At 35.0% G+C, this 23505-nt stretch carries 28 protein-coding genes, 3 pseudogenes and 1 riboswitch; of the genes and pseudogenes, 24 read left to right on the top strand and 7 right to left on the bottom strand.

Annotation, left to right across the window (positions count from 1 at the left end; translation table 11 throughout):
* Positions 1 to 126 precede the first annotated feature (126 nt).
* The gene (locus tag MW695_RS18030) at positions 127 to 1659 is read right to left on the bottom strand and encodes a BCCT family transporter (protein WP_247106864.1); all 1533 of its coding nucleotides are present in this window, start codon (positions 1657 to 1659) and stop codon (positions 127 to 129) included.
* Positions 1660 to 2247: 588 nt separating this feature from the next.
* On the opposite strand from MW695_RS18030, the gene MW695_RS18025 reads away from it, so the two are divergent.
* The 15 genes and pseudogenes from MW695_RS18025 (at position 2248) to MW695_RS22740 (ending at position 8684) form a co-directional block, all read left to right on the top strand.
* A complete protein-coding gene (locus tag MW695_RS18025) occupies positions 2248 to 2724 on the top strand; it encodes a hypothetical protein (protein ID WP_247106863.1) in 477 nt (158 codons plus the stop codon).
* A gap of 359 nt (positions 2725 to 3083) precedes the next feature.
* On the top strand, positions 3084 to 3533 hold the full coding sequence (locus MW695_RS18020) for a GNAT family N-acetyltransferase (protein ID WP_247106862.1): 450 nt from the start codon (positions 3084 to 3086) through the stop codon (positions 3531 to 3533).
* A 94-nt stretch (positions 3534 to 3627) separates the two neighbouring features.
* Positions 3628 to 3855 carry a DUF3953 domain-containing protein gene (locus MW695_RS18015; protein ID WP_306421233.1) on the top strand — a complete coding sequence of 76 codons (228 nt, stop codon included), beginning with the start codon at positions 3628 to 3630 and terminating at the stop codon, positions 3853 to 3855.
* A gap of 228 nt (positions 3856 to 4083) precedes the next feature.
* Positions 4084 to 4403 (top strand): annotated as a pseudogene (locus tag MW695_RS18010) (GNAT family N-acetyltransferase); the annotation flags it as partial.
* A 54-nt stretch (positions 4404 to 4457) separates the two neighbouring features.
* Positions 4458 to 4850 (top strand): annotated as a pseudogene (locus tag MW695_RS18005) (isochorismatase family protein); the annotation flags it as partial.
* Between the two features lie 158 nt (positions 4851 to 5008).
* Complete coding sequence (locus MW695_RS18000; RefSeq protein WP_247106859.1) at positions 5009 to 5428, top strand: hypothetical protein; 420 nt, start codon at positions 5009 to 5011, stop codon at positions 5426 to 5428.
* A 98-nt stretch (positions 5429 to 5526) separates the two neighbouring features.
* Entirely contained in the window at positions 5527 to 5832 is a 306-nt protein-coding gene (locus MW695_RS17995) for an immunity 53 family protein (RefSeq protein WP_247106858.1), read from the top strand.
* A gap of 130 nt (positions 5833 to 5962) precedes the next feature.
* On the top strand, positions 5963 to 6523 hold the full coding sequence (locus MW695_RS17990; protein ID WP_247106857.1) for a GNAT family N-acetyltransferase: 561 nt from the start codon (positions 5963 to 5965) through the stop codon (positions 6521 to 6523).
* A gap of 101 nt (positions 6524 to 6624) precedes the next feature.
* Positions 6625 to 6873, top strand: coding sequence for a hypothetical protein (locus MW695_RS17985; RefSeq protein ID WP_247106855.1), 249 nt, complete (start codon positions 6625 to 6627; stop codon positions 6871 to 6873).
* 230 nt (positions 6874 to 7103) lie between these two features.
* Positions 7104 to 7256 (top strand): hypothetical protein, encoded by a 153-nt coding sequence (locus tag MW695_RS17980; protein WP_247106854.1) that lies wholly within the window; start codon positions 7104 to 7106, stop codon positions 7254 to 7256.
* Positions 7257 to 7258: 2 nt separating this feature from the next.
* Positions 7259 to 7468 (top strand): hypothetical protein, encoded by a 210-nt coding sequence (locus MW695_RS17975; RefSeq protein ID WP_247106853.1) that lies wholly within the window; start codon positions 7259 to 7261, stop codon positions 7466 to 7468.
* Between the two features lie 18 nt (positions 7469 to 7486).
* The gene (locus tag MW695_RS17970) at positions 7487 to 7909 is read left to right on the top strand and encodes a GNAT family N-acetyltransferase (protein ID WP_247106852.1); all 423 of its coding nucleotides are present in this window, start codon (positions 7487 to 7489) and stop codon (positions 7907 to 7909) included.
* Between the two features lie 84 nt (positions 7910 to 7993).
* Positions 7994 to 8170, top strand: coding sequence for a hypothetical protein (locus MW695_RS17965; RefSeq protein ID WP_247106851.1), 177 nt, complete (start codon positions 7994 to 7996; stop codon positions 8168 to 8170).
* A gap of 224 nt (positions 8171 to 8394) precedes the next feature.
* Positions 8395 to 8520 (top strand): hypothetical protein, encoded by a 126-nt coding sequence (locus MW695_RS22745; RefSeq protein ID WP_260505925.1) that lies wholly within the window; start codon positions 8395 to 8397, stop codon positions 8518 to 8520.
* Between the two features lie 29 nt (positions 8521 to 8549).
* Positions 8550 to 8684, top strand: coding sequence for an NUDIX hydrolase (locus MW695_RS22740; RefSeq protein WP_260505924.1), 135 nt, complete (start codon positions 8550 to 8552; stop codon positions 8682 to 8684).
* A gap of 324 nt (positions 8685 to 9008) precedes the next feature.
* Here the strand turns inward: MW695_RS22740 and MW695_RS17960 are convergent, their stop codons facing one another.
* Positions 9009 to 9455, bottom strand: a complete 447-nt coding sequence (locus MW695_RS17960; protein ID WP_247106850.1) for a hypothetical protein — start codon at positions 9453 to 9455, stop codon at positions 9009 to 9011.
* A gap of 46 nt (positions 9456 to 9501) precedes the next feature.
* Positions 9502 to 9582, bottom strand: a riboswitch (ZMP/ZTP riboswitch).
* Between the two features lie 118 nt (positions 9583 to 9700).
* Here MW695_RS17960 and MW695_RS17955 point away from each other — a divergent pair.
* The 5 genes and pseudogenes from MW695_RS17955 (at position 9701) to MW695_RS17940 (ending at position 13420) form a co-directional block, all read left to right on the top strand.
* Positions 9701 to 9994, top strand: a complete 294-nt coding sequence (locus MW695_RS17955; protein WP_247106848.1) for a hypothetical protein — start codon at positions 9701 to 9703, stop codon at positions 9992 to 9994.
* 185 nt (positions 9995 to 10179) lie between these two features.
* Complete coding sequence (locus MW695_RS17950) at positions 10180 to 10692, top strand: GNAT family N-acetyltransferase (RefSeq protein WP_247106846.1); 513 nt, start codon at positions 10180 to 10182, stop codon at positions 10690 to 10692.
* A gap of 85 nt (positions 10693 to 10777) precedes the next feature.
* A complete protein-coding gene (locus MW695_RS17945; protein WP_247106845.1) occupies positions 10778 to 11749 on the top strand; it encodes a BadF/BadG/BcrA/BcrD ATPase family protein in 972 nt (323 codons plus the stop codon).
* A 29-nt stretch (positions 11750 to 11778) separates the two neighbouring features.
* Positions 11779 to 11887, top strand: a pseudogene (locus MW695_RS23235) (LysR family transcriptional regulator); the annotation flags it as partial.
* A 471-nt stretch (positions 11888 to 12358) separates the two neighbouring features.
* A complete protein-coding gene (locus MW695_RS17940; protein ID WP_247106844.1) occupies positions 12359 to 13420 on the top strand; it encodes a hypothetical protein in 1062 nt (353 codons plus the stop codon).
* A gap of 205 nt (positions 13421 to 13625) precedes the next feature.
* On the opposite strand, the gene MW695_RS17935 is transcribed toward MW695_RS17940, so the two are convergent.
* Positions 13626 to 14732: an MBL fold metallo-hydrolase gene (locus MW695_RS17935; protein ID WP_247106842.1), complete on the bottom strand. Its 1107-nt coding sequence runs from the start codon at positions 14730 to 14732 to the stop codon at positions 13626 to 13628.
* A 436-nt stretch (positions 14733 to 15168) separates the two neighbouring features.
* On the opposite strand from MW695_RS17935, the gene MW695_RS17930 reads away from it, so the two are divergent.
* Entirely contained in the window at positions 15169 to 15921 is a 753-nt protein-coding gene (locus MW695_RS17930; protein ID WP_247106841.1) for an alpha/beta hydrolase family protein, read from the top strand.
* Between the two features lie 204 nt (positions 15922 to 16125).
* Here MW695_RS17930 and MW695_RS17925 read toward each other — a convergent pair whose 3' ends face one another.
* Positions 16126 to 16554, bottom strand: coding sequence for an SRPBCC family protein (locus MW695_RS17925; RefSeq protein ID WP_247106840.1), 429 nt, complete (start codon positions 16552 to 16554; stop codon positions 16126 to 16128).
* A gap of 350 nt (positions 16555 to 16904) precedes the next feature.
* Between MW695_RS17925 and MW695_RS17920 the strand changes: the two genes are divergently transcribed.
* On the top strand, positions 16905 to 17822 hold the full coding sequence (locus MW695_RS17920) for a LysR family transcriptional regulator (RefSeq protein WP_247106839.1): 918 nt from the start codon (positions 16905 to 16907) through the stop codon (positions 17820 to 17822).
* Between the two features lie 114 nt (positions 17823 to 17936).
* Positions 17937 to 19040, top strand: a complete 1104-nt coding sequence (locus tag MW695_RS17915; RefSeq protein ID WP_247106838.1) for a 5-methyltetrahydropteroyltriglutamate--homocysteine S-methyltransferase — start codon at positions 17937 to 17939, stop codon at positions 19038 to 19040.
* Positions 19041 to 19570: 530 nt separating this feature from the next.
* Here the strand turns inward: MW695_RS17915 and MW695_RS17910 are convergent.
* A complete protein-coding gene (locus MW695_RS17910; protein ID WP_247106837.1) occupies positions 19571 to 20047 on the bottom strand; it encodes a CarD family transcriptional regulator in 477 nt (158 codons plus the stop codon).
* Between the two features lie 189 nt (positions 20048 to 20236).
* Positions 20237 to 21241 carry a DUF3231 family protein gene (locus MW695_RS17905; protein WP_247106836.1) on the bottom strand — a complete coding sequence of 335 codons (1005 nt, stop codon included), beginning with the start codon at positions 21239 to 21241 and terminating at the stop codon, positions 20237 to 20239.
* A gap of 269 nt (positions 21242 to 21510) precedes the next feature.
* On the opposite strand from MW695_RS17905, the gene MW695_RS17900 reads away from it, so the two are divergent.
* Positions 21511 to 21978 carry a hypothetical protein gene (locus MW695_RS17900; RefSeq protein WP_247106835.1) on the top strand — a complete coding sequence of 156 codons (468 nt, stop codon included), beginning with the start codon at positions 21511 to 21513 and terminating at the stop codon, positions 21976 to 21978.
* A gap of 339 nt (positions 21979 to 22317) precedes the next feature.
* Here MW695_RS17900 and MW695_RS17895 read toward each other — a convergent pair whose 3' ends face one another.
* A complete protein-coding gene (locus tag MW695_RS17895; RefSeq protein WP_247106834.1) occupies positions 22318 to 23214 on the bottom strand; it encodes a DUF2268 domain-containing putative Zn-dependent protease in 897 nt (298 codons plus the stop codon).
* Between the last annotated feature and the right edge of the window lie 291 nt (positions 23215 to 23505).

Raw genomic sequence — 23505 nt, 5'->3', positions numbered from 1 at the left:
TGCGCGGTAAAGAAAACACCCCCTATATAAATGAAGTACACCTTTTCCAGTGCAACCTATCAATTAGGGGATGTTGTTATCACTTATCAAAAATAGAAATCCATGCTCTTTGATTGTATGATTCTTTTACTCTTCTTTTTCCATATTTTGTTCCTTGGCCATCTGCTTTACAATTTTGGGCGCGATCCAAAGTGGGGGAAGGAGCAATATTGATACTGGTACGGCCGTGACAACAATAAAGTTTTGTAAGGCCTGTATACTTCCTTCACCGATGGTTAGGAGGACAACGGATAAGATACCAAATAAAACGACCCAAAACACTCTTATCCATTTTTGTGGATGCTCTGTACCTTGCAACGTGACTGCTACTGTATATGAAATTGAATCAACGGTAGTCGATACAAACACAATACTAACGATTAAAAATCCAATCGCCAACCATAATCCCATAGGTAGTTGGTTCGTTATCGCCATTAAGGTCGCTGGCATTCCGCCATCACCTAATGGGTTTGAAATGGAACCAGGATGATTTAATTCATGAGATAATCCTGTACCACCAACAACTGCGAACCAGAAATTACTCACTAATGGAGCCATAATCGATACGGCTACGATCAGCTCTCTAATCGTACGACCACGCGATATCTTACTAATAAAAATCGCCATCATTGGTGCATAGCCTAAAAACCAGCCCCAGAAAAAGATCGTCCAGTACCCAAGCCAAGCTTGATCCCCGCGATATAAATTCATTTCGAAAAAGTGCTGTAATTGAAAAGCTTGAGCACTAATAAAAGAATCGATTAAAAACATGGTCGGACCAATAATGAGAATAATGGCTGCTAATAATACAACAAATATAACATTTACACGACTTAAAAATTGAATACCTTTGTCAACACCACTCGCTACAGATACAGCAGCAATAATAATAAGTGCGCCGACAACGATTATATTTGTCGCCAAAGTATTTGGAATATTAAATAAGAAATGTAGTCCATAACCAATTTGTAGACCTAAAAATCCGATCGGCCCCATTGTACCTGCAGCAACGGCGATAATTGAAACGATATCGGCAGTTGAACCAAGTACACTTTTATGAAAGATCTTTTCTCCAAAAATAGGATATAAAATGGCACGTGGCTTAAGCGGATATCCCTTATGATAATGTGCATACATGAGGACAATGGATGTTAAAGTACCTAAACACGCCCAAGCTAGGAAGCCCCAATGTACAAAGCTTTGGGATAAAGCCGGTATAATAGCCTCCTGTGGTGTCATCCCATCATTTTCAAACAACGGAGGAGTGGTCATAAAATGATAAATGGGCTCTGATGCAGCCCAAAATACACCACCACTAGCTAGAAGTGTACATAAAATCATCGAAATCCAACGAAAATAACCATTCTCAGGTTTCTCTATTTTTCCAAGCTTTAATTTCCCGTATTTCGAAAAAGCGATGATCATCCCAATCGCAAAATTTCCAAGTAATAATAATTGCCAATAAGCACCGAAATAAGTTACTGACCAATTGAAGGATTCCGCTACCCAACCTTCAACTAAATGAATGTCCATTAGTGCAAAAAGGACAAAGAGGAATAGAAATCCTCCACTTACCGCAAAGGTAGTCCAGTCCATTTTCAAGCTATTTATTGTTTTCATTCTTTTCCTCCTATAACGTTTAATGAAGCTATAATATCGAGTGTTTTTGACGTTTGGAGAAAAAGACTACGGAACTGAAGTACCACTTGCTCGCTTGTTAAAGCGTATACACCTACAATCGTTGTCTAAGATAGTTTCACCTTCTATTTATTCATGTCATACCAAAATCCTATATGGCGGATGTTAGCCGTTTAATATTATAGTTATAAAACATTACTCAGTCAAACGAACTTTTTTTGAGGGGAGCTTATGTTGTGGAAGATGTGAAGGGAAAGGTCAGAAGGTGATGCAATCATTGTAGGAGAATGGTTAGGTTGCTCAAGATTTAAGTTGGTGAGTTTTTATTTTTTATAGCAACAGATGGTTTAGAAAGGATTATTACTATTTTATGGTATAATTGGTTACGATATTTAGCTATAATTCGAATTAGTAGTACATGTTGTATTAACAAAAGGTGTTTGGTTATGAAGGCGGTTATTTTTGATTTCGATGGGACTCTGCAGGTACGTTGTTGAAGTTTAGGGGAAATCCAAGAAAAAAGGCTTATGGCATTCCGCCAAGATTACTAATTATGAAAGAAGGTGAACTGTGAAAAGGTTATTTATGTCATTCATTTCATTAGTACTGTTGTTTGGTTGTAAATATGGAGATGAAATCATTGACAATGAAATGTTTTTTGACACACAAACAGAGGCGTTCAATTACTTTGAGTTAGAAAGAGCACAAGGTTTAAACCTTATTACAACATTGGCCCTTTCAGATGATGAGCAGATCTTTTTTTATCGCCAAAATGATCTAATTCGTCATATGAAAGTAAGATATGAAGACGGAGCTTATAAAATTATTGAATCTGCTAGTAGTTATAGGTTGCCAGACGCTGATGATGTTAGCTTCATTACTTATTCTGAGGAAGAAATGAACGTAGTATTTGGGAAAGTTTTTGATTCAGATATAAAGGATTTAGTGTATAAGACTCAAACTAGATCAGAGAAAATTGAGTTGGATCATGACGGTTATTTTTACTTTTTTACTAATGATTTTACGTGGGATATTGAGTGGTATTAGGTTCAATTCCTTTATGGAAAAAGTGAAGTATATGTCTATTGTTGCAGAATTACAGTGATTAAATTAATGCGGCATTAAAGAGTTTTCCTGTGAATGTTATTTTCTAAGGTTGTTATATTTCGATATTGTGTTTTGCTTTTGTAGGGGGGATTATATGTCTAGGAACCAATCTGAGGATCTCACTTCTATGAGTAACAAGGAACTTATAATCTAGTACATATCAATAGATGGAACGCGGAATGCTGGGAAACTAGCACGTTCCGTGTGGAGCAGGGGAAAAGCTGGAGATCACATCAAATGCTTACCTATTGCTGACGTAGGGTTTAATAAGAATTAACGTACCTTTCTGGGGGATATATATGGGGAAACATGAGGTAAAGAAAATATATAATCTGTTGGATTTTGATTTGGATCGTTTAGTAAAACAAAGTAAACAAGATGGTTTTCGTTTTGTAGAAAGATTAATAAATGATTATGAAAATGGTAGCAATACTTTTAATAATTTTGGAGAAGTCTTATTTGGCGTGTTTAACGAAGAAGATGTCCTTGTTGCTATTGGTGGATTAAATAAAGACCCATATTCAAATGAAAAATTTATTGGTAGGTTGAGAAGATTTTATGTTAGTAAGGAGTATAGAAGAAACGGTGTAGGGAGTCTTTTGGTAAAAAAGATGATCGACGAAGCAAAAAGATATTATAACATTTTGGTGCTTCATACAGATACGGAACAGGCTGATAAATTTTATACTTCTTTAGGATTTTTAAAGGAAAACCTCTATCCAAATTCAAGTCACTATATGGAGTTATAAGATAACAGGTGGCGTTTCTACAACAATTGGAGGCGCTTTTTCATTAACGAGCAGGGTTAGTGAAAAAACTATAAAGGGGTGTTTATAATTGTTAATGATTTTAAAAGTAATTTTTGCAGTAATCGCTGCTTTTTTCGCAGGATATGGATTGATTACTAAGAATTTTGAGTTCCAGTTATATATGATGTTTTTCTTAAGTTTAACGATGTTAGTAATGGGATTAGAAGAATTTCGGAAAGAACAAAAAGTTATGGGGTGGATTAGCATCGGGGCATTTTTCTTTGTATTATTTGCATCACTTCTAGTCTTCTTCTTGAACTAGAAGGTGGGGAATGTTGAACAAGGATATTCACTTCTTCAACTATCGATTTAGTTGCTTGTTGTAATATAAAGGTAATTAGTTCGGGTGAAAAGTGTACTTAAAGTAACGGATGCAATTGTCCAATAAGAGCAATCGCTTGTTGTATTAAAGAGTAGGCTAATTTAATAAGTGGTTAGGGGTCGTCAAAATGACTGAACACAAAAGATTCCGAATTTAGAAACGGATAGGTTGGTATTGCGAAATGTAAATACTGAGGATGTTGATTTTATTTATAGGCTTTTTAGTGATGAAAAAGTGTGTGAATTTTTATATGATGAAGAACTATTTATTAGTAAAAATGATGCAATAGAGTTTGTTGAATGGAATAAAGATCCAGAAGAAAAGGAACACAATCGTTGGATATTAGTCAAAAAAGGTGAAAACCAAGAACAAATTGGAACCTGTGGTTTGATAATTGGGACAGAATGAATAATATTGCTGAAATAGACTATGATTTATGGCACGAATATTGGGGCCAAGGATATATGAAAGAAGCATTAATTAGTGCAATTGAAAGTGGATTTAATCATATGAAATTGAATAGAATTAATGCTTACGTTGCTGATAATCCTAATTCAGTATTTCATCCTAAAAATGAGGGATTCGCTATAAAAGAAATCGTTGAACCTATTGATAAAGAAGTAATAATAAATAAGAAAGCAAACAGTAGCTTTATTGGTACAAATTTAGAAGAGCTTCTAAAAGCAAATGAAGTTACAACAGTTGTAATCACTGGTTTAACTACACCTCATTGTGTATCAACAACTACAAGGATGAGTGGTAACTTAGGTTTCGATACATACCTGATTTCAGATGCAACAGCTGCCTTTGGTATGAAGGACCAAAATGAGATATATTATGATGCAGCAACTATTCATAATATATCTCTAGCTACATTGCACGAAGAATTTGCCACAATACTTACAACAGATAAATTGTTAAACGATTTTTTTTAATAGGCTTATGTCATTAAAGGGGAGCGATTGTTTAAAATGTCTGCCACTTCGTTTCTTGCATTAACTGGCAGGTTAGCGCAATAAAGCATCCATAAAATAACCAATTGAATTCCGTATTATGTTAAGGTGTCATTATGATATGGATGAGGAGGTATTATTTGAAATATTTAATTTTAATGTTGTTAAGTTTGGGTTTGATTGTAGGTTGTGAATCAGGAGATACAATGACAAAAGAAGACGTAAAAAAACTGGAGTTGCTTCGAGAAGTAAAACCTAGTATGGGTGACGATAAAGAGTACAACCTGTATGCTTTCTTCGAGTTTTATGATGGTTCATTAGACTCTGAAGAAATTAGTGAAGGTGCAAGGCAACGTGACAAGTACGATGAATTGCAGAAAACATTAGAAATGGATAATGTGAATCAATTAACATTAAAAACAAATTCTTTGAATTCAGAGGAAAAAGAAATACTGGGTATTAAAGAACTCCCTACTTTCTTGGTATTAGATGAGTCAGGGATTGTTCTCCAATCCACCGATTTGGATGAGGTTGTAACACTAATAAATGGAGATAAGTAAAATATTTTGTTAGCTGTCCTCTTAGAAAATTGTGAAGGAGTATACTCAAATTAACGGGTAGCGATTCTTCAATAAACAAAATCGTATGGTGGTGAATGATGGGAACTTTAAATTGGGTTGAACGATGGTATTCGTCACAATGTAATGGCGATTGGGAGCATGAATTTGGAGTTAGAATTGAAACATTAGACAATCCAGGATGGAGCGTAACGATTAGCATTGAAAATACAGATTTAAGATATAAGTCTTTTGAGACTGTTAATATTGAACGGGATACCAACAATTGGCTCCATTGTAAGATTGATTATCATAAAGAACGAGATGGCTACCACTTCTTTGGGTATGGCGGTTCAGGAAATTTAGAGGAAATTTTAAATACCTTTAAAGAGTGGGCTGAAAGTTAGTAAAACCTTATTAAAGTAACGGGAGCTTTAGTGGAATAACTGGAGTTGTCCTTGAGACAGTTTCTCCTTGCGCTAACGAAGCAGAATACTTGAACAAGAGTATATAAAAACGTTATTTTTTGGGGGAATAATGAAATACTGTAAAACGGAAAAAACGATTGAAACCAATAGGTTACTTCTAAGATTATTTAAAGAAACGGATGCAACAGAGGTTGCCGAACTTTGTGACAACTACAATCTGTATAAGAACACACTATATTTACCGTATCCATATTCCATAGAGGATGCTTTATCATGGATGAAAAATCACCTTGATAACTTTAATGATGATAAATCATATGAATTTGCGATAACTGATAAGGTTACAGGGAAATTATTTGGAGCAGTTGCATTGACAAGAAATCAAGGGTTTAATAATGGAGAGATTGCTTATTGGGTTGGAGAAAAACATTGGGGAAATGGCTATGCTACCGAGGCGGCTAAAGCTATACTCGAATTTGCTTTTGTTGAAAAGCAATACCATAAAGTATTTGCTCGTTACTTTCAATCCAATCTAGCTTCAGGAAAAGTTATTGAGAAAATAGGCATGAAAAAAGAAGGCATTTTAAGAGAGCATGTAATAAAAGAAAACGATTATATAGACCTTGTTTATTGTGGAATCCTTAAAACTGAATTTAATGTATACAACTAACAGGGGCGATTGTTGAATAAGAGGTATGTCACTTCGATTACGGAACTAACGAGTGAATATGTCTCAAATTTAATTAGAGGCGTTTTTAGGGAGGGAACAATATGAAGGTAGAAATTGAAGTTAAAGCATTTGGAGAGATTGAAGCACAAGGTGTGGAAAATGCCTTTAAAGGTGTTGAACGAATGGGTGTGCATAAACTTTCCAAAGATACAACATTAGGTGAGTTAGAAGAATTAATAAATACACAATTTGAAGAAGTAGAGAAGGATTATAAAAATCCAGAACAAGTTGCAGGAAAAATCATCATTCGTGCCAAAAGGGAAAATGGCAAAACTGTCTATTTAGGTTAGCCTAGTTTTATTGTACGAACGGGTGCGTTAATTAAACAAGTGATTAGATACATTTAAAGGACTTCCTTGATTTTGGAAGTCCATTTTTAGTATAAAAGTCAACATCATACACTAACAGAGTCTTCCATTAAAAAACATACAACAACTAAAGGGAATTAATGTTAAAATAGAAAATGTACATATATAATAGAATATATTGGATGTTCAGTTGGAAATAAGGAGGTGTGCAATTGATATTTTTTAATGTTTTAGAACATTGGATTATGCAGAGCTCGATGAACTTTACCATATTTATCGGTTCAGCTTCATTGATTGCTATTATTTCTGTCATAACGATGACCATTCTAGCGAAAAAAATGAGCATGATGATCAGAAAAATGTAGTGGTGAAACAAAAGATACATTCTTATATGTTGTATTCATTAGTGATCTATCTCGTTTTGTACATCTTGTGGTTACCTGATGATCATTCACCTGTCAATAAACAGTTAATTGGACTTGGTATCATTATTTCTTTCATAGTAGGAGCAATCGGCTATTTTACGTTTTATATAAAACAAGTGCAAAAAAAGAAAAGTGAAGCAATTAGGTACTAGAAAAGAGGGGGCTATGCAGTGGGTTTAAAAATTATGAAAGAATTAGATAGAGAAGCTAAACAGTATGTTGACGACAGCCTTTATAACTATAATTTAAAGCATTTTCCAAAGGACTTGGGCAATAGATACGAAGATATAGGTTTATTCATTAAGGATGATAAAGGTATAGTACATGGTGGATTAATTGCTTCAATTTGTTGGAATTGGCTAGAAATTTATCATTTAATTGTTGATGAAGATATAAGGGCACAGGGATATGGAACTAAATTATTATTAAAAGCAGAGAAGATAGCTTTAGAAAAGCAATGTGATTTTATTAAGTTGGATACTTTAAGCTTTCAAGCGTTAGGCTTTTATGAAAAGCATGGTTATACGGTGTTTGGAACTTTAGATAATGTAGGAAGAGATCATAAACATTATTATTTGAAGAAGGATTTATAGGAATGAAAGTAGAGATGAAATTACGTTAATTAGAACAATTGTAATCGTTTCAAATTAAAGGTAACGATTTTCTGGAGGGGTCCTATGGGCATTGTAAGTTTGATTTTTACGTTAATGTTTTATGGGTTTATCATCTATTTCTTGATTACGGTTTTAAGACATTTAAGAGCCAAGAATCATAATGATTTGTTAATGCTAAAAAAATTAGATCATATTAGTAAGAAATTAGAGGAAATGAGTGACAGGGAGTATCGGAGTTAATTTTTTATGTTAGTAGCCTCTGTTTTTTGAAAATATAGTATAAGAATACGTGCAGAAAAGTATATGTAGATCGGAGGTGTTATTCCTGGATGTTGCTGTTTACCTTACTTTAGTATGTACGTTGATTCTATGTACTATCTCTTCCGTTTGGTTATTTAAAATAAAAGCAAATAAGTGGCTAGGAATAGTAACTGTGTTTCAAAGATCATTAGGGGGAGATGTTGTTGGTGTTAATTGGAATTATTATAATGATTTTTGCTATTATATCGATAGAAGGACAACTTCGGAAAGCATATAAGCAAAATGAAGAAATCATTGAATTGTTAAAGGAAATAAAGGAAAAGCAATGATCATTTTTCGTATAAGGTGGGGAGGATAAATGGAATATTATAAATACTTACGTCAGTACGTAGGACAAAGACCTATTATTTTACCTGGTTCAGTTGTAATCATATTAAATGAACAAAGTGAGGTTTTACTGCAAAGAAGACACGATGGTACATATTCGTTTTAAGTATGAAGGAAGATGAAAGATGAAAAGGCTATCTATGTCCTTAATTACATTGTTATTTGCCTGTAAAAGTGGAGATAAAATCAATGATAGTGAACTCCTTTTTGGTACACAAGCAGAGGCAGTCAAGTACTTCTAGTTTCTAATAATAAGGAGCTCTTTTTTATCGTCAAAATGATTTGATTAATCATACGAACGGGTGCGTTTTTAAAAAAAGGTCATAGTTCTTAGATTAAATTGCTTTACATTTGAGAAGCAGAATAGCTAGTCGAGAAACTTATAAAAATCACCATACTCTTCAAAATAACCGTCTCAAATTGAGAACGGTTATTTAATACAATTCCTTACTTTTTTTCTTCCAAATGCATACATGAATGAACATGACTCAAATCGGTTTGGGTCTCCGCAAAATTCAGTAATGATTTTAGAAACTAAATCAATTCGCTCTTTTTCCGTTAGTAAACCCTCTCCAACAAATCGCTTTCCTTCATCCTCTCCCAAAGCAAGTTTCAATAATATCGGCATGTCTGCTTCTTTTCTATTTTCACTTATATAATCGCTTGTTTGAACGATTATTTTAACATCACTCACACAGGTTTCATTTGCACCAGTTCCACAACCAACGTCTAATACCTTTTTGGAACCGTATAATCCATTTTCAAAAAATAGAGACATTAGTATTTGCGAATGACTTTCAACATTTTTTGTTTGTCTTTCCAATTCAGATTTCATTTGCTCTGTTTTAAACTGGTCAAATTGATATGATTTGTTCATTTTCATTTCCCCTTTCAAAAATAAAGAGGTAAGGGAAAATATCCCTTACCTCTGCCCAGGCGAACGGCATTATAGAAATGTACTTCCCCCGTGGTGTTCCACGCATTCGCCAGTAACACATACCAAATAATTTTAATAATAGTTTAAATGGAATTTTGTATCGTGTCAATGTTAAGGAAAATAATGTTAAACTAAAGATGCAGGATAGTGCAACAATAAAAATTTGATAGCTGGTGGTGAATAAATTGAAAATTCCGTCTGAAATGGATGGTGCAAAAGTTCTTCTTTACACGAAAAATTCTATATCTAATGAATACGGCACAGTAGGACTACTGAATGAAAATAATGAAATATTTGATGAGATACAAATAACTGCAATGGCTATCTGTAAATATGAAGGAGGGAATGAGTATTATTTATTTTCGTGTGATTTAAATTGGGAGGTTGTTGGAGATTTTGATCACGATACTTTAGAGGAAGCAAAAGAAAGTGCAAAGTTCAATCATAACGTAAATTATGATGACTGGATTGCTTTATAATCTTGTTCAACAAACGGAGGCAATACTTCAAAGGAGTAGAGGGGTTATTTGCTGGGTTAGGGATTCTAATCTTTGCTTTTTTTATTCCTATCATTAGTGTATGAATTATTACACCCTTAAATTTGTAAAAAATAAAATAAAATGGTTAATCGTTTATTGAAAGCAATAGAGTAGGGAGAATGATCATGGCCAAAAATATTCAAATCAAATTAGTCGAGGAAAGTGAAAAATCTGTACTTAAACAATTAATCGAATTTTATGAGTATGACTTTAGTGAGTTTAATAATCATGATGTAAATAAGCACGGCTATTACGGCTATCGCTATTTTGATCATTATTGGACTGAAGATGACAGAGTACCACTCTTTATTACAGTTGATGAAAAGATTGCAGGCTTTGTCCTAATAAACGATTATTGCTATGTATTAAAGGAAAAACCATCACGTTCGATAGCTGAGTTTTTTGTTATGCGGAAATATAGAAAGCAAGGTATTGGAACGAAAGTCGCTTATTTAGTCTTTGATCGATTTAAAGGGAATTGGGAAGTACTTGTGCATCCTGAAAATAGGGTGTCCTTTCATTTTTGGAAAAATGTAATTGAGGACTATACACAAGGTGATTTTTTGACTAAAGAAGTAACAACGGAGGAGTGGGCAGGTACAGGGTATATCTTCTCTTCTGATGGCAAGTCTCTTTAAGCTTGTAACGTTTATTTGCAATGATATTAAAATTGATAATATAGGAATAAGTTACTTATATGTATTCCTTATGGGAGAGTGAGCAATGTCTAGTCAATGTAAAGCTGTCATTGGGATTGATGGAGGAGGATCACATACTCGTGTCGTTGTTGTTGACACAGAGGGGAATGTGAGGTCTTATGTTGAGAGAGGAGCATCTTCTATTAAAAAAGATTTGAATGCGGTTACTAATGCGCAACAAGCAATAGAAGAAGCGTTATTTCAAGCATCAATTGATGTTAAAAATGTGAAAGGTCTTACTGCGGGAATAGCAGGACTTGATTCAGAAGAAGATTATAAATGGGCAAATGAACTCACTCGAATAGAAGGGCTTGAATGTTCAAAGTGGATTGTGAATGATGCTGTCGTTGCACAGTCAGGAGCTTTTTTAATGAAACCAGGAATCGTAGCCATTTCTGGTACAGGCTCCATCATATTTGCGATAAATGAAATGGGAAAAAGTATTCGTAATTATGATTTTCATCACTATGCATATAGCGCTGCACGTTTTCTTTCATATGAAGCTATTTTTGGTGTTTTATCAGAAAATACAAATAAATCAGATCAATTATTTATTGAAAACGTGCTATCTTATTGGGACTTGAGAACGATAGATCAGCTTAGAAGTCTTGGCATGCGAGGGTTTCTTGCAGATCGAAGAGAGCGTGATAAATATGTTGGAAAAATGGGTCCGTTAGTGACAGAAGCAGCTGAAGGAGGAAGCGATCTTGCGAGAAGGATCTGTGATCGAGCGATTGAACAATTAGCGGTTGGAATTGGTATTCTAGGCTCTTGTTTTTCTTCTAGCTCGGTTTCTGTCGCATGCATAGGGAGTGTTTTAACTAGTCCTTATATGAAAAAAACGTTAACAGAAGTCTTACAGAAAAACAACGGCAAAACGTACAAGGTCCAAGAGCCGATTCTTTCATCTGTTAGTGGCGCTGCGTTAATGGCGTTAGTGAACAGTGGAGTTTCGATTGATCAGGACATGATTGCTCATTTGCAAACGATAAAATAAATTGGATGAACATACAACGGAGTGTGCACATGACGTTACAACAATTAAAATATGTGAACGAAGTAGCAAGAAGGCGGTCGATAAATAAAGCAGCTCAAAGGTTATTTTATTAGTCAGCCTAGCCTTTCAAAGCTGGTTACAGCCGAACCCCTTGTTTTTATTAGCTCAACGAATCCTTTTGCGAAAAAGGAGTATGTGACTTTAGAAGAAATGGAACCATATCCGTATCTTTATTATGAGCAAGGAGATTTTAATTCGTTGTATTTTTAAAGATGTTTAGTCGTTTTCGTTTTTTTGTGGTGATAACTTTTGAACATCTACCTATAAAACAGTTAATAAAAATAGGAAATTGACGTATTCTGAACATATTGATTCCAGACATGGTGAATATAATTTTAACGAGCTAACAAATAATAATACTTTCTCCGTTATAACCTTCCAATAGAATTCCTCATATTGTTTATTTATCCAAATCCACTTTATTTAATAATATTTCAAAAAAATTCAATAATTATCAGCAAATAGGCTGATGTATTTTAAGATTTATGGTACTATATACTTTGTTATTAGGTCTATATAACTAAATAATATTTTGGGGGTATAAAATTTATGGGTGATTTTATGAGAAAGTACCTAGTTATTGGGGCGGTTATTATTCTAGCAGCCTGTGGATCAAAAGCCGAATTATCAGATTATGTAGAAGTGTATTTTGATGGTTATGATACGTTTGGAACTGCCACATATGAAATTGATGAAGATCGATTAGTAAATGATACGTTTGAATTGTCAAAAGAGCTTTTTGATATTGATCTCAAGACGCTAAATGAGATAGACAATATGTTAACTGCGTATAGTATCGAATTAGTTCATGTTAATGATTTATCGAATGGGGACGAAGTTGTGGTTAAACTAATGGTTGACGAAAATAAAACAAAAAAACTAACCACCAAAGATGAGTTGAAGGTAACTGTTTCAGGGTTAGATGAGCCAAAACAATTAAGTGATGAGGAAATTGAGAAAAATGTAGTTGTTAATTTTAATGGGGTGAGTGGAAAAGGGTCATTAATGATTGATACAACATTCATTGATGATTTAAGCAAATTAACCTTTGAAAGCTCTCAAGACGGTGAGATAAAAAATGGAGATACAGTAGTCGTGGGTTTGACAGAAGATGCCAAAGATTCTTTGCCATCTCTCGGTTATGTTCTTACAGGTGAGGGAGCGGTGCAATTTCAAGCATCTGGTTTAGAAGAGGTTGCCGAGAGCCCATCAGACATCGCTAATTTAGAAGATATAGAACGATTAATTAGCGAAGGGATAAATAGGGAATACCAAGATTCTCCATGGGGTTTTTATAAATATGAAATTATTAAAGAAAGTACATATTATAGACAATTTAAACGAGATGAAGATTCGAACTCAATCTGGGGTAATTCTCCTAGTAATGGAACTTTAGTGAGTGTATATACAATTAAGAGCTATGGGTCAGATGAGAAACTAGAAAGAACATTTACTGCGATCTATGGTTTTACTGACATAATCCTTGATGAGAATAATAAGGCAAATGTAGCAGAAATAAACGAATACTCGGATAGTTATGATGATACATATTCTTTAGAATCTGTCGAAAAACTGTTAGAGGGGTATGGTTATCAATTGATTAGTAAATAGAAAAAAGTAGTCATCATCTGTCATGCGATCAAAGCGTATTTAGACAAGGGAGCCACGGTCAAACACATACATGTATTTTTTTATAGAGTGATAAAAATATAATTACACAAAAAAGTGTTTACAATAAGGAAGCGTGAGATGTAGATGAATCTGTTCCACATCCCCCGCTTCCTATTGTCAATGCTAATTGTCACACTAGTAAGAACTATAAATCCCACCAAGTAGAAACAGGCACGTCTAACTCTTCAAGATCAACGGTTTCGCCAATTTTCGGTGCGATGAGATGCACGTCTAGCTCTTCTGCTGCAAGAAGGGCGCGTTCGACTGGTTCTGACCAGCCGTGATACGCTAAAGTAAAAGCACCCCAGTGCATGAGCATCATCGTTTCCCCATTAACATCGTTATGAGCCTGCACCGATTCCTCTGGGAACATATGAGAGTAGGACCAACGCTCATCATATTGCCCACCTTCGATTAAGGTGAGGTCAAACGGACCATACGCTTCGCCAATTTGTTCAAAGTGTGGACCGTAGCTAGAATCACCACTCGTGAATAGTCTCGTTTGTTCGCCTAGAATGACCCAGCCAGACCATAACGTTTGATTTCGGTCCCAAAGCCCTCTTCCAGAATAATGCTGAGCGGGAACTGAGGCAATCGTTAATCCATCCCACTCTACCTCGTCCCACCAATTCAATGCGGTAATGCTCTCACTTTGAACGCCCCACTCTAATAGATGAGCGTCGACTCCGAGAGGAACAAAGAAGTGCTCCACCTTATCAATTAGCTCAACAATCGATGGGTAATCCAAATGATCATAATGATCATGCGTAATGAACACTGCATCGATTGGAGGCAATTCATCAATGACATGTAATAAGTCATCACTGAACCTTGTGCTTCCTACAAATGAAACTGGAGAAGCCACTTCACCGAACATGGGGTCAATCAATATCTTTTTACCATCAATGCTTAGTAAAAAATTCGAGTGCCCAAACCAAGTGAGACTGTCTTTTTCACTTTTGATCTTCTCCCAATCAAAGGACGAAATAGGAAGATCATTAAGTGGATGACGATCCTCATCACGACTCACCCAATCACGTAGAAGCGAAAACATCGTCGTGACATCCATCCCCATATCGACTTCATGCTCATTCACAAACTGCCCATCCACATAGTTCTCAAGCTGACTATAGGCTTCTCTCTGTTCATTCGTTGGACTCCCACCAAATGTCGGATGAAAATTCAAAAACAGAACGCCTACAACGACTCCGATCACTCCTAATCCTAGTAAAACGATAGCGACTTTTCTCATTTTAAACCTCCAAACAACTAATCTTCCTCTTATTATAGAACATTTAAATGAACTGAATATGAACGATGTGTGAAAAGGATGGAACCATATACTCGTAGTTCCAACATTATCAAAGAAGAGTGAAAATATGAGGTCACTGAAAAAGTCCTTTCTAGTAACTCAAGGAAGAGTAATGGCTCCGCTCGTTGCGCGCCTTGCTATGAGAAACCCACTCATTGCAAGGCTTTCAAAATCGGGCAACGGCTACGCACATTACTTCAAAGCCACTGAAAAAGTTAAAACCAAACTTTTTCAGTGGCCTCGAAAATATAGATCAACCATGCAGGTTTATTTCCTGTTCTTGTTGAAATTATGTTAGAAGCAATTGTAAGCAAAAACGTTCTGTTTCTATATGTTCTTCAATTCGTTATAAAATCGAAGTGTTGGAGGTTTGAAAATGACTGATTGTTTCAAAAATGAAGTGAGGATTAAACATCGTGGAAGGGAAATTTATGGTGTTTCCTATATGCCAAATAATAGCGAAAAGAGTCCTGTCGTTATTTTCAGTCATGGTTTTAACGGTACGAATGAGGATTTTGCAAGAAATAGTGAATATTTGGCTACAAATGGTGTGGGGTCTTTTTGCTTCGACTTTTGCGGTGGGTCAGTAAAGACGAAAAGTGACCTTAAGACTACTGAAATGTCTATTTTTACAGAGAAGGAAGATTTGTGTGCTGTTATTGATACGGTAAGAGATTGGGAGAATGTTGATTGTGATAATATCTTTCTCTTTGGAGGTAGTCAAGGCGGATTGGTAACAGCATTAGCGGCGGAGGAATACATAGAGGAAATTAAAGGGATTTTATTATTATATCCTGCATTTTGTATCCCGTATGATTGGAATGAAAGATTCCCCACGCTTGATCGAATTCCTAATACATGGGAAATATGGGGCGTCACATTGGGAAGAATCTTTTTTGAATCTATTCATGGGTATGATGTATTTGAACATATTGGAGAATACGATAAAAATGTATTGATTTTACATGGGGATCAAGATGAGATTGTGGAACTTGAATATGGGGAAAGAGCAGCAAAGCTGTATCCTCATGCTAGAATGGTAGTATTTCCAGGAGAAGGCCATGGTTTTTCAGAAGCAGGAAATCGTAAGGTGGCTGAGATGACATACGAATTTGTAAAAAACTGTTGAAGAAAGTCTTTTGGCTTGAGACATGACACTTAATTTTAGAAATACAAGCTTTTATAGATAAATAGGACGTCATTTCATTTTAATGGACATACAACATGTGAGCTGAGAAAACGTAAAAATGCAGCCCATAACAACAAAGTTATGGGCTGAATGATCATAGTGTTAACTACTATTTAATTTTATAAACTGTTAATGGAGTTTGCATCAGAATTTCCGATCTTGATAGGGGAGTCCAGTATCCTCCTCGCAATAATTTTTTAGGCTATATAAAAACATCGCCCAATTGTAATTGCAGAAACGATAGAAGTCGGTAACTTCCTTCCAATTCATATGACGCAAAATAATTTCTGTTTTACTACCTTTCTCGTTTAATTCAAATGATATCGTAGTACCGACCCACTCTGGATCTGATTCTGTACATAGCCATTCTATTCTTTTAAATGGAGTTAGCTCTACAATTTGCATCTTTGTTAAATCGTTGTCCCCGAAATGAAACTCATTGACTTTTCCAATCTGATCATGGACTGTAAGATCGCGGGTCCACACTTCAGATAACCCCTTTGCTGTCGTTAAAGCTTTATACACTAATGCTGCAGGTGCATGTACGATTTGTAGTTGTTCAATATTTTCCATAAATATCCTCCTCCTCTACTTTCTTTGATTATAGCAATAACTGAGTACAAATATTTCTTTTCAATTGCGCTTGTTGACTTTTATGTAGAGTTTTTAGCGAAAGCACTTAGAAATGAGGAATAACCGTTATCTGTTAAAAAGATTGAATACTCATTTATAGTTACTCTGAAATGTTGATAATCTTTGTAAGAAGTGGTAACTTCCCTATGAAGAAGCTACTTAAATTTGTTATGGGAGAGTGGGAAATGTCTAATTGAATTAGAAGGCTAATTGTCTAAATCTCGATAGAATGACAAACGATAAAATAAATGTATGCTCCTATAATGTTAAACATAAAACGGAGGGTTTAGATGACATTACAACAATTAAAATATGTGATCGAAGTAGCAAGAAGTCGGTCGATTAATAAAGCAGCTCAAACGTTATTTATTAGTCAGCCTAGTCTTTCAAACGCATTGAGTGAGCTAGAGGCTGAGGTTGGGATCTCGATTTTTTTTCGGTCGAATAAAGGGATTACAATTACCCCAGAAGGGTCTGAGTTTCTAGGTTATGCTAGACAGGTTGTGGAGCAGAGTGAGCTGTTAGAGAAACGCTATATGAAAACACGATCAACTCAGCAGCATTTTTCTGTGTCAACTCAGCATTATGCCTTTGCAGTCAGTGCTTTTGTTCGATTGTTAAAGGAATATGATCGTGACGAATTCGACTTTACTTTACGAGAAACGAAGACCTTTGAAATCATAGATGATGTGAAAAACTTGCGAAGTGAAATTGGTGTTTTATATGTAAATGAATTTAATCAGAAGGTTATTAAGAAGTTTCTAAGAGAAGGTAATTTACAGTTCCATGAGCTGTTTACTGCCGAACCCCATGTTTTTATTAGCTCAACGAATCCGCTTGCGAAAAAGGAGTATGTGACTTTAGCGGACATGAAACCCTATCCGTATCTTTCTTATGAGCAGGGAGATTACAACTCGTTTTATTTTTCAGAAGAGATTCTTAGCACTCTTTCTAGACCGAAGAATATTCGCGTTACGGATCGAGCGACGTTATTTAACTTATTAATTGGCTTAGATGGCTATACGATTTCAACGGGTGTCATTAGCCATAAATTAAATAGCAAGGATATCATTTCTGTTCCTTTGAAGGTAGATGAACGGATTAATGTTGGTTACATCACCCATAGACATGTGACACATAGTACGTTAGCTAACATTTATATTCAATATTTAAAAGAATCGATTCAAGAAGAACTGAATCAGTTATAGGTGAAAGCTATAATGAGAGATAGATTTTACGCGTTACCGTATAACCATTTCCACGTGCTACACTTACCGTAAGTCAGAGAAAGAAAGCTTGCAAAAGAGAGAGGGAGATTTGTTATGACACTAACAAAAGTGAACGTTCCATTTAGAGCAGATCACGTAGGAAGCTTACTACGACCAGAAAGAATTCATAAGGCTAGAAAGGATTTCCAAGAAGGGGCTCTTACAGCTCAACAATTACATGAAATTGAAACAGAAGAAATTAAGAAGGTCGTTGATAAACAAATTGAGGTTGGTCTTGAGGCTGTGACAGATGGTGAGTTTCGCCGTAGGTTTTGGCATACAGATTTTCTCGAGCATTTAAATGGGGTGGAAGGTTATGTTCCTGAACAAGGTTATCAATTCAAAGGAGAGGAAACGGAGAGATACAATATACGAGTAAACGGCAAGATATCGTTTAACGTTGATCATCCGCATATTAAAGAATTTATCCAATTTAAAGAAATCGTTGGAGACCGTGCTGTTGCCAAACAAACGATTCCAAGTCCAAATCAATTATTTAATGCCGGGATCCGTAATCTAGATATTTATCCAGATATTGAAGACTATGCCACAGATATTATTCAGACGTATCGTGATGCTTTAAGAGCGTTTTATGATGCGGGCTGTCGTTATATTCAATTAGATGATGTTTATATTGCTGGACTTAATTCAGAAGGGATCCCTTTTAACGACAGTGGCTTTTCAAGGGAGGAATTAATTGATTTAGCTTTACGAGTGTCCAACGGTGTGTTAGAAGATAAACCAGAGGATTTAATTGTCACGACTCATCTTTGTCGTGGAAACTATCGTTCGAAATGGGCTTTTGAAGGAAGCTATGCCAAAATTGCCCCAACTTTATTTGCTAAGGAAAAAGTAGATGCATTTTTCCTAGAATATGATGATGACCGTTCAGGTAATTTTGAACCGTTGGACTATATTCCTAATGGAGGGGCATATGTTGTATTAGGGCTGTTCACATCAAAGCATGGGAAATTAGAGGATAAAGAAACGGTAAAAGCTCGTGTAAAAGAGGCGACACAATTTGTGCCACTAGAGCAATTGTGTATTAGTCCGCAATGTGGCTTTGCTTCTACTCATCATGGAAATATTTTAACGGAAGATGAGCAATGGGCAAAGTTGAAATATATCATTGATATGTCAAAAGAAATTTGGGGATGAATTTGGCTATAGTAAGGATGGGATTAGGTTACAAATTATGGACCGTTCAACAAGTGAACTAATTTTCAGCGTATGTTTTTTTGTTGGCCATCCCAAGGATTTTAAACGATTACCCGTGATCTCTTCTGTTGATATGTAAATAAAAATGGTTTCCTCGTCTGGGAACCATTTTTGTCGTTGATCATATGGTTTTACCAATGATTTTCTCTTTTACGCAAAGCTTCCCTTTCTTAGCGGATGTAAAAAAATCTAGAAATAATGACTTAAATAATATTGTATACCTAAAACAATGAAAGCCCTACCTCTCTTCCATCCTTACGGCTCCTTGTCCGTGCCAGTGTGAATCAGGATTGCAAAAATCAAGTGACTATTTTATTGGGTTATTTAATGAAACGTAAACGTTCATAAAATAAAAATGGATTAGATTGTAGAAACAACAAAAGAGGTTAGTGCTCTATAGGTGAGTTGAAGAAGTAGAATGTTTTTGAAGAGAGTTACTTTTAATATTCGAGGGATGTCATACATGATCATTAATAGAAGCTTTTTATTTGATTTTCAGTAATCCCTTTAATTAATCCAAGTTCACTAATCAAAAATTCATGTGCGTTATCTAGCATTTTTTTTTCGCTTGTATTAAGTGCTTTTTCTTTCTTCATGCGCATTAAATCACGTACAACTTCAGCACAATCTTTTATATTTCCGGTTCTTATTTTGTCTGTATTCACTTTATACCTTTGCTTCCAAGGCAGTAATCTATCTGATTCTCCATGCTGAAAAATGTGTATGATGTGTTTTAATGCAATGATGTCCGTAATAGGGCGTATACATGAATTCAATACTTTACCCGTTGGGATCATGACTTGCATATTACTGATTGACATGTTTATGACATAATACTGTTGTTTTTCCCCTGAGATTTCCTTTTCCTCTATGGCTTTAATTATACCTGCTCCGTGCATTGGATAAACGATAGTATCGCCAATTTGAAACAAATAATCCACCTCCATATATGATAACCTCTTAATTTTAACATATATATTATTTTTTATCAAATTTTTAATAATATCATAAGTTTATTTTTGGTGTCAACTATTTTTGCTTAAAAATCAGAAAAAGCAAGAATGATAAAAAAATGAGTGAACAAAACGATTCAAAGCCCATTACACCTCCACTAAACGGGAGGTGTAATTTAATGACTATGTATCTTTTGCAATCTTTTTCCGATTAGGTGCAAGAGGTGGTTGTTCTAACCAGTTATGTCGTGTCATAATGTTGAACCATTCTTTAGTAACCATCAAGTTTTTTAATATAATTTTTTCATAAGTTAATACAAGGTCTGTTCGCATGGCTGAAGCAATTCCAGTTCCATGATAGGCTTGTGCCGTTTGCAATAGAAATCCAATGTGGTACAACATTAACTTATCTGAAAAGGGAGAATCGCGAGAAGTTGTAACCTCTGTTTCCCATGACATTGGTACAGGTAACTGATCTGATTGTAGTATTTTAGCTAGTGTTTGAATTTGTTCATCTGAGGTTCTTTCCGATGAACCTAGAAATTTCCTCACTTCTTTCGATTGTGTCACTTGGCTAAAAGCTATACAAAGTGTTTTTTCTAATATCTTCTTTTTAATATTAAAGGAAAGGCTGATGATTTCAGTTGCAGCTATTGGACGGTGTTCACCAAAAAAACCATCTAAAAACTGCTGACCCATTACAAATTCAGGGTTTGCTTCAGGATAAAAGTAGGGATCTCTTTGAAAGTGTCCCTTGTCTAAAAGTAATTCAATCGTTTGATGGTATATTTTTTTTCCATCATTATCGCAAGAATCGTAAAAATACCTTAAATCCTTTCTTACAGAGGCACTAAGGGAGGTCATGTGACCTAATAAACCATGTAGCGTCATAACGTGCAAGTAATGTACACAAAATATATCGGAAAACAGCCTTTCTGTCCCTTTATTAAGATCTGAATCAGTAAATCCAATCGGGAGGGGAAAGCCTTCATTTTCAATAAAGGTAGCTATCTGCTTTTTTTGTTTATCAAAGATCATGGTTGCATCTTCAAATAATTGTTTTATCTTTTTATCCTTTATGATGGATAGCATATATTTGTTTACAATATCTACGGCTGTTCCGTTTACATATTGCGCCCACAATGTTCCTATTTCAGCAGATGTAAGTTTTAACTTATCTTTTTCCATAACATTCACCTCATAAATTACACTTCCCTAAATCAGATAGAAATATAACGTGGGGTTTAATTCAAATATAGGTAAGCGTTCGAAGGAATAAATGGGGGGAATAAAGAGATTGTTGAAGGTTGTGTATATCAGTCATCTCAGCTCTTCTTTTCAATCGCATTGTATGTATACAATTATTTTAAAATTGAATGTATAATAAAAAATACGAAATAGAATGTTTTTGAGCGGAGAAAATGATATGGTACCTGTCACAAATGAGGGTGATGAGAATGTCTAATAGGAAAGAAAAAATACAAAAAAGAATCGCACTGATGAAAGCTAAAAAGACAATGAAGGATCTATCGTATGTCGAGCTGATTAACATAGAAGAGGATGGCTCAATTTGGTTAGATGTAATAGCTGCTCCATTAAAGCAATTTCGTCGTATTGGGCCAAAATCAGCTTTTATTAAAATGATGGATGAACATAATAGTACTATTTCTTGGTTAGAAAATGAAGTTAACTTCCTAAAAGAAGAGCGTGAATGGTTGATATTAGTACCTAACTCTTCATGGCCAGTATGTGTTTGGGCTAATGTTAAAGTATTGGATTTTTCTAAAGCAATGACAGAACTTTGGGAAGCATCTGAGAATGGTGATTTAATAATAGCAAGCAAGTCTTCAGGATTTATTATAGAACTTCTGACGAAAGATAAACACTTTGAGCTTTATATAGGACAATGTGACACATTGATTTAATGGGGGCACAGCAGAAAATATGTTATGACGAGCTAGGATATAATACGTGGGAAGAAAAGTCAGAATGCTTCAATTTCCTCAATGGCTACAGCAATCCTTGTGATACATCAATTTCTTAATGAACTTCCAGAAGCTGATTTAAGCAGGTTTGTACATTTATTTCGTTTCGTACTGTTTTTATTTTTGCTTCGACAGAGACTAAAGAGGATACCTTAAAACTACATAGAATCATCGGGAACAGAGGGGTACCATTGAATGCAGCAAATATATTAAAATATTGGTACAACTGGGCACAGTGACGTTCATTTTTCTAATCATTGTAGAGTGCCCAGTTACTCGTTATTTCAAAAACAGTTCACAGTTATTTAGTATTTCATCTGTACGAAGCAAGGTAGCTTCTCTTATTCCTATATTATTGGTTTTCATAAAGGATTGGACAGCTTGGTAGCCAACCGCATAGCCAGCAAATGTAGATAAGCCAACAGGTTGATAACCTTGTTCCTTAGCAATAGTGTCACCAAACATATAACTGCTCACTTCAGCAAATCCTTTGATTTCTAATGAATCCTTGATTACTTTAATGGAGTATTCTAAGTCCTCTTGATCAAAAGAAGTAACCCAAGGCCCTAAAAGAGTTTCTCCATAGAGTTCTTTCGCAAAAGATTCAGCTAACCCTTCTATAACTAAGTAATCACCAACCGTTACATTTCCATGATCCCAATCAAAATAAGAAAACCGAATATTATGATGAAATTCATGTGCAATTACGGCAGGAAGTCTTGGTATGTTATAGGAATTCGGATAGATTGATACTTGAATAAACCCTGGAATTCCTCCGAATCCACAATAACCTTTTTGTAATTTAAGTTTTTTCGGATCTGCTATATACAGTCCGAACCTCAACTCATCGGAACGAATCATTAAGTTATTTTCTTCAAGGAACTTAATGCAATCATTCAATGTTTTTTCGACCGTTTGAAGCGCTTGAGCCTCCTTTAAATGTTTTAATGCTATTTTGCCTATTTCGGTATCCGATACACGAAGATAACCAAGCATATTTGTAGCCATTATGACATCATAGCCATTTGGTTGCTTTGCCTTTAATGGAACATTGATCGTGTTCCACATTTCTTCAAAGGGCTTCATCATTGAGTAGCGATAAAAATATTCCCTATCACTTTCCATGGAAAACAATGCTTCATATTGTTCAATTGTGTCTTCTATTATAAATTTCATAACTACCACCTTTTTCAATTTTATTCATTTAGCAAATGTGTCTAATTCACAAGTATGGTCGTATCATGAGCATATACATATTCCAATACGTTCACATCCATCTTTTTCGCCTTTCATTTATGACTATAAAGTATTACGTAGCGTAAAAGTCAATGGAGTGAGTTGTGATTTTTTTTGTAACGGGAGTTCCTTAGTTTATTGAGCAAGGACAGAGGAAATAGTAAAGTATTTATTAATGCTAAGGGGTTTGAAATATATGTAAATCTTAAATGAATGGATTTTTTGTTTGTA

Origin of the sequence: Halalkalibacter sp. APA_J-10(15) (assembly GCF_023017105.1) — a bacterium.
Classification (GTDB): Bacteria; Bacillota; Bacilli; order Bacillales; family Bacillaceae_D; genus Halalkalibacter.
Note: the sequence above shows the minus strand (reverse complement) of the source record. Positions and strands in the feature narration are given on the sequence as shown.

Excerpts from the sequence above, each read along its gene's own strand:
- MW695_RS18030 (WP_247106864.1), bottom strand. The coding sequence starts at position 1,659 with ATGAAAACAATAAATAGCTTGAAAATGGACTGGACTACCTTTGCGGTA.
- MW695_RS18020 (WP_247106862.1), top strand. The coding sequence starts at position 3,084 with ATGGGGAAACATGAGGTAAAGAAAATATATAATCTGTTGGATTTTGAT.
- MW695_RS18015 (WP_306421233.1), top strand. The coding sequence starts at position 3,628 with ATGATTTTAAAAGTAATTTTTGCAGTAATCGCTGCTTTTTTCGCAGGA.
- MW695_RS17995 (WP_247106858.1), top strand. The coding sequence starts at position 5,527 with ATGGGAACTTTAAATTGGGTTGAACGATGGTATTCGTCACAATGTAAT.
- MW695_RS17990 (WP_247106857.1), top strand. The coding sequence starts at position 5,963 with ATGAAATACTGTAAAACGGAAAAAACGATTGAAACCAATAGGTTACTT.
- MW695_RS17985 (WP_247106855.1), top strand. The coding sequence starts at position 6,625 with ATGAAGGTAGAAATTGAAGTTAAAGCATTTGGAGAGATTGAAGCACAA.
- MW695_RS17965 (WP_247106851.1), top strand. The coding sequence starts at position 7,994 with ATGGGCATTGTAAGTTTGATTTTTACGTTAATGTTTTATGGGTTTATC.
- MW695_RS22740 (WP_260505924.1), top strand. The coding sequence starts at position 8,550 with ATGGAATATTATAAATACTTACGTCAGTACGTAGGACAAAGACCTATT.
- MW695_RS17960 (WP_247106850.1), bottom strand. The coding sequence starts at position 9,455 with ATGAACAAATCATATCAATTTGACCAGTTTAAAACAGAGCAAATGAAA.
- MW695_RS17950 (WP_247106846.1), top strand. The coding sequence starts at position 10,180 with ATGGCCAAAAATATTCAAATCAAATTAGTCGAGGAAAGTGAAAAATCT.
- MW695_RS17945 (WP_247106845.1), top strand. The coding sequence starts at position 10,778 with ATGTCTAGTCAATGTAAAGCTGTCATTGGGATTGATGGAGGAGGATCA.
- MW695_RS17940 (WP_247106844.1), top strand. The coding sequence starts at position 12,359 with ATGGGTGATTTTATGAGAAAGTACCTAGTTATTGGGGCGGTTATTATT.
- MW695_RS17935 (WP_247106842.1), bottom strand. The coding sequence starts at position 14,732 with ATGAGAAAAGTCGCTATCGTTTTACTAGGATTAGGAGTGATCGGAGTC.
- MW695_RS17930 (WP_247106841.1), top strand. The coding sequence starts at position 15,169 with ATGACTGATTGTTTCAAAAATGAAGTGAGGATTAAACATCGTGGAAGG.
- MW695_RS17925 (WP_247106840.1), bottom strand. The coding sequence starts at position 16,554 with ATGGAAAATATTGAACAACTACAAATCGTACATGCACCTGCAGCATTA.
- MW695_RS17920 (WP_247106839.1), top strand. The coding sequence starts at position 16,905 with ATGACATTACAACAATTAAAATATGTGATCGAAGTAGCAAGAAGTCGG.
- MW695_RS17915 (WP_247106838.1), top strand. The coding sequence starts at position 17,937 with ATGACACTAACAAAAGTGAACGTTCCATTTAGAGCAGATCACGTAGGA.
- MW695_RS17910 (WP_247106837.1), bottom strand. The coding sequence starts at position 20,047 with ATGGAGGTGGATTATTTGTTTCAAATTGGCGATACTATCGTTTATCCA.
- MW695_RS17905 (WP_247106836.1), bottom strand. The coding sequence starts at position 21,241 with ATGGAAAAAGATAAGTTAAAACTTACATCTGCTGAAATAGGAACATTG.
- MW695_RS17900 (WP_247106835.1), top strand. The coding sequence starts at position 21,511 with ATGTCTAATAGGAAAGAAAAAATACAAAAAAGAATCGCACTGATGAAA.
- MW695_RS17895 (WP_247106834.1), bottom strand. The coding sequence starts at position 23,214 with ATGAAATTTATAATAGAAGACACAATTGAACAATATGAAGCATTGTTT.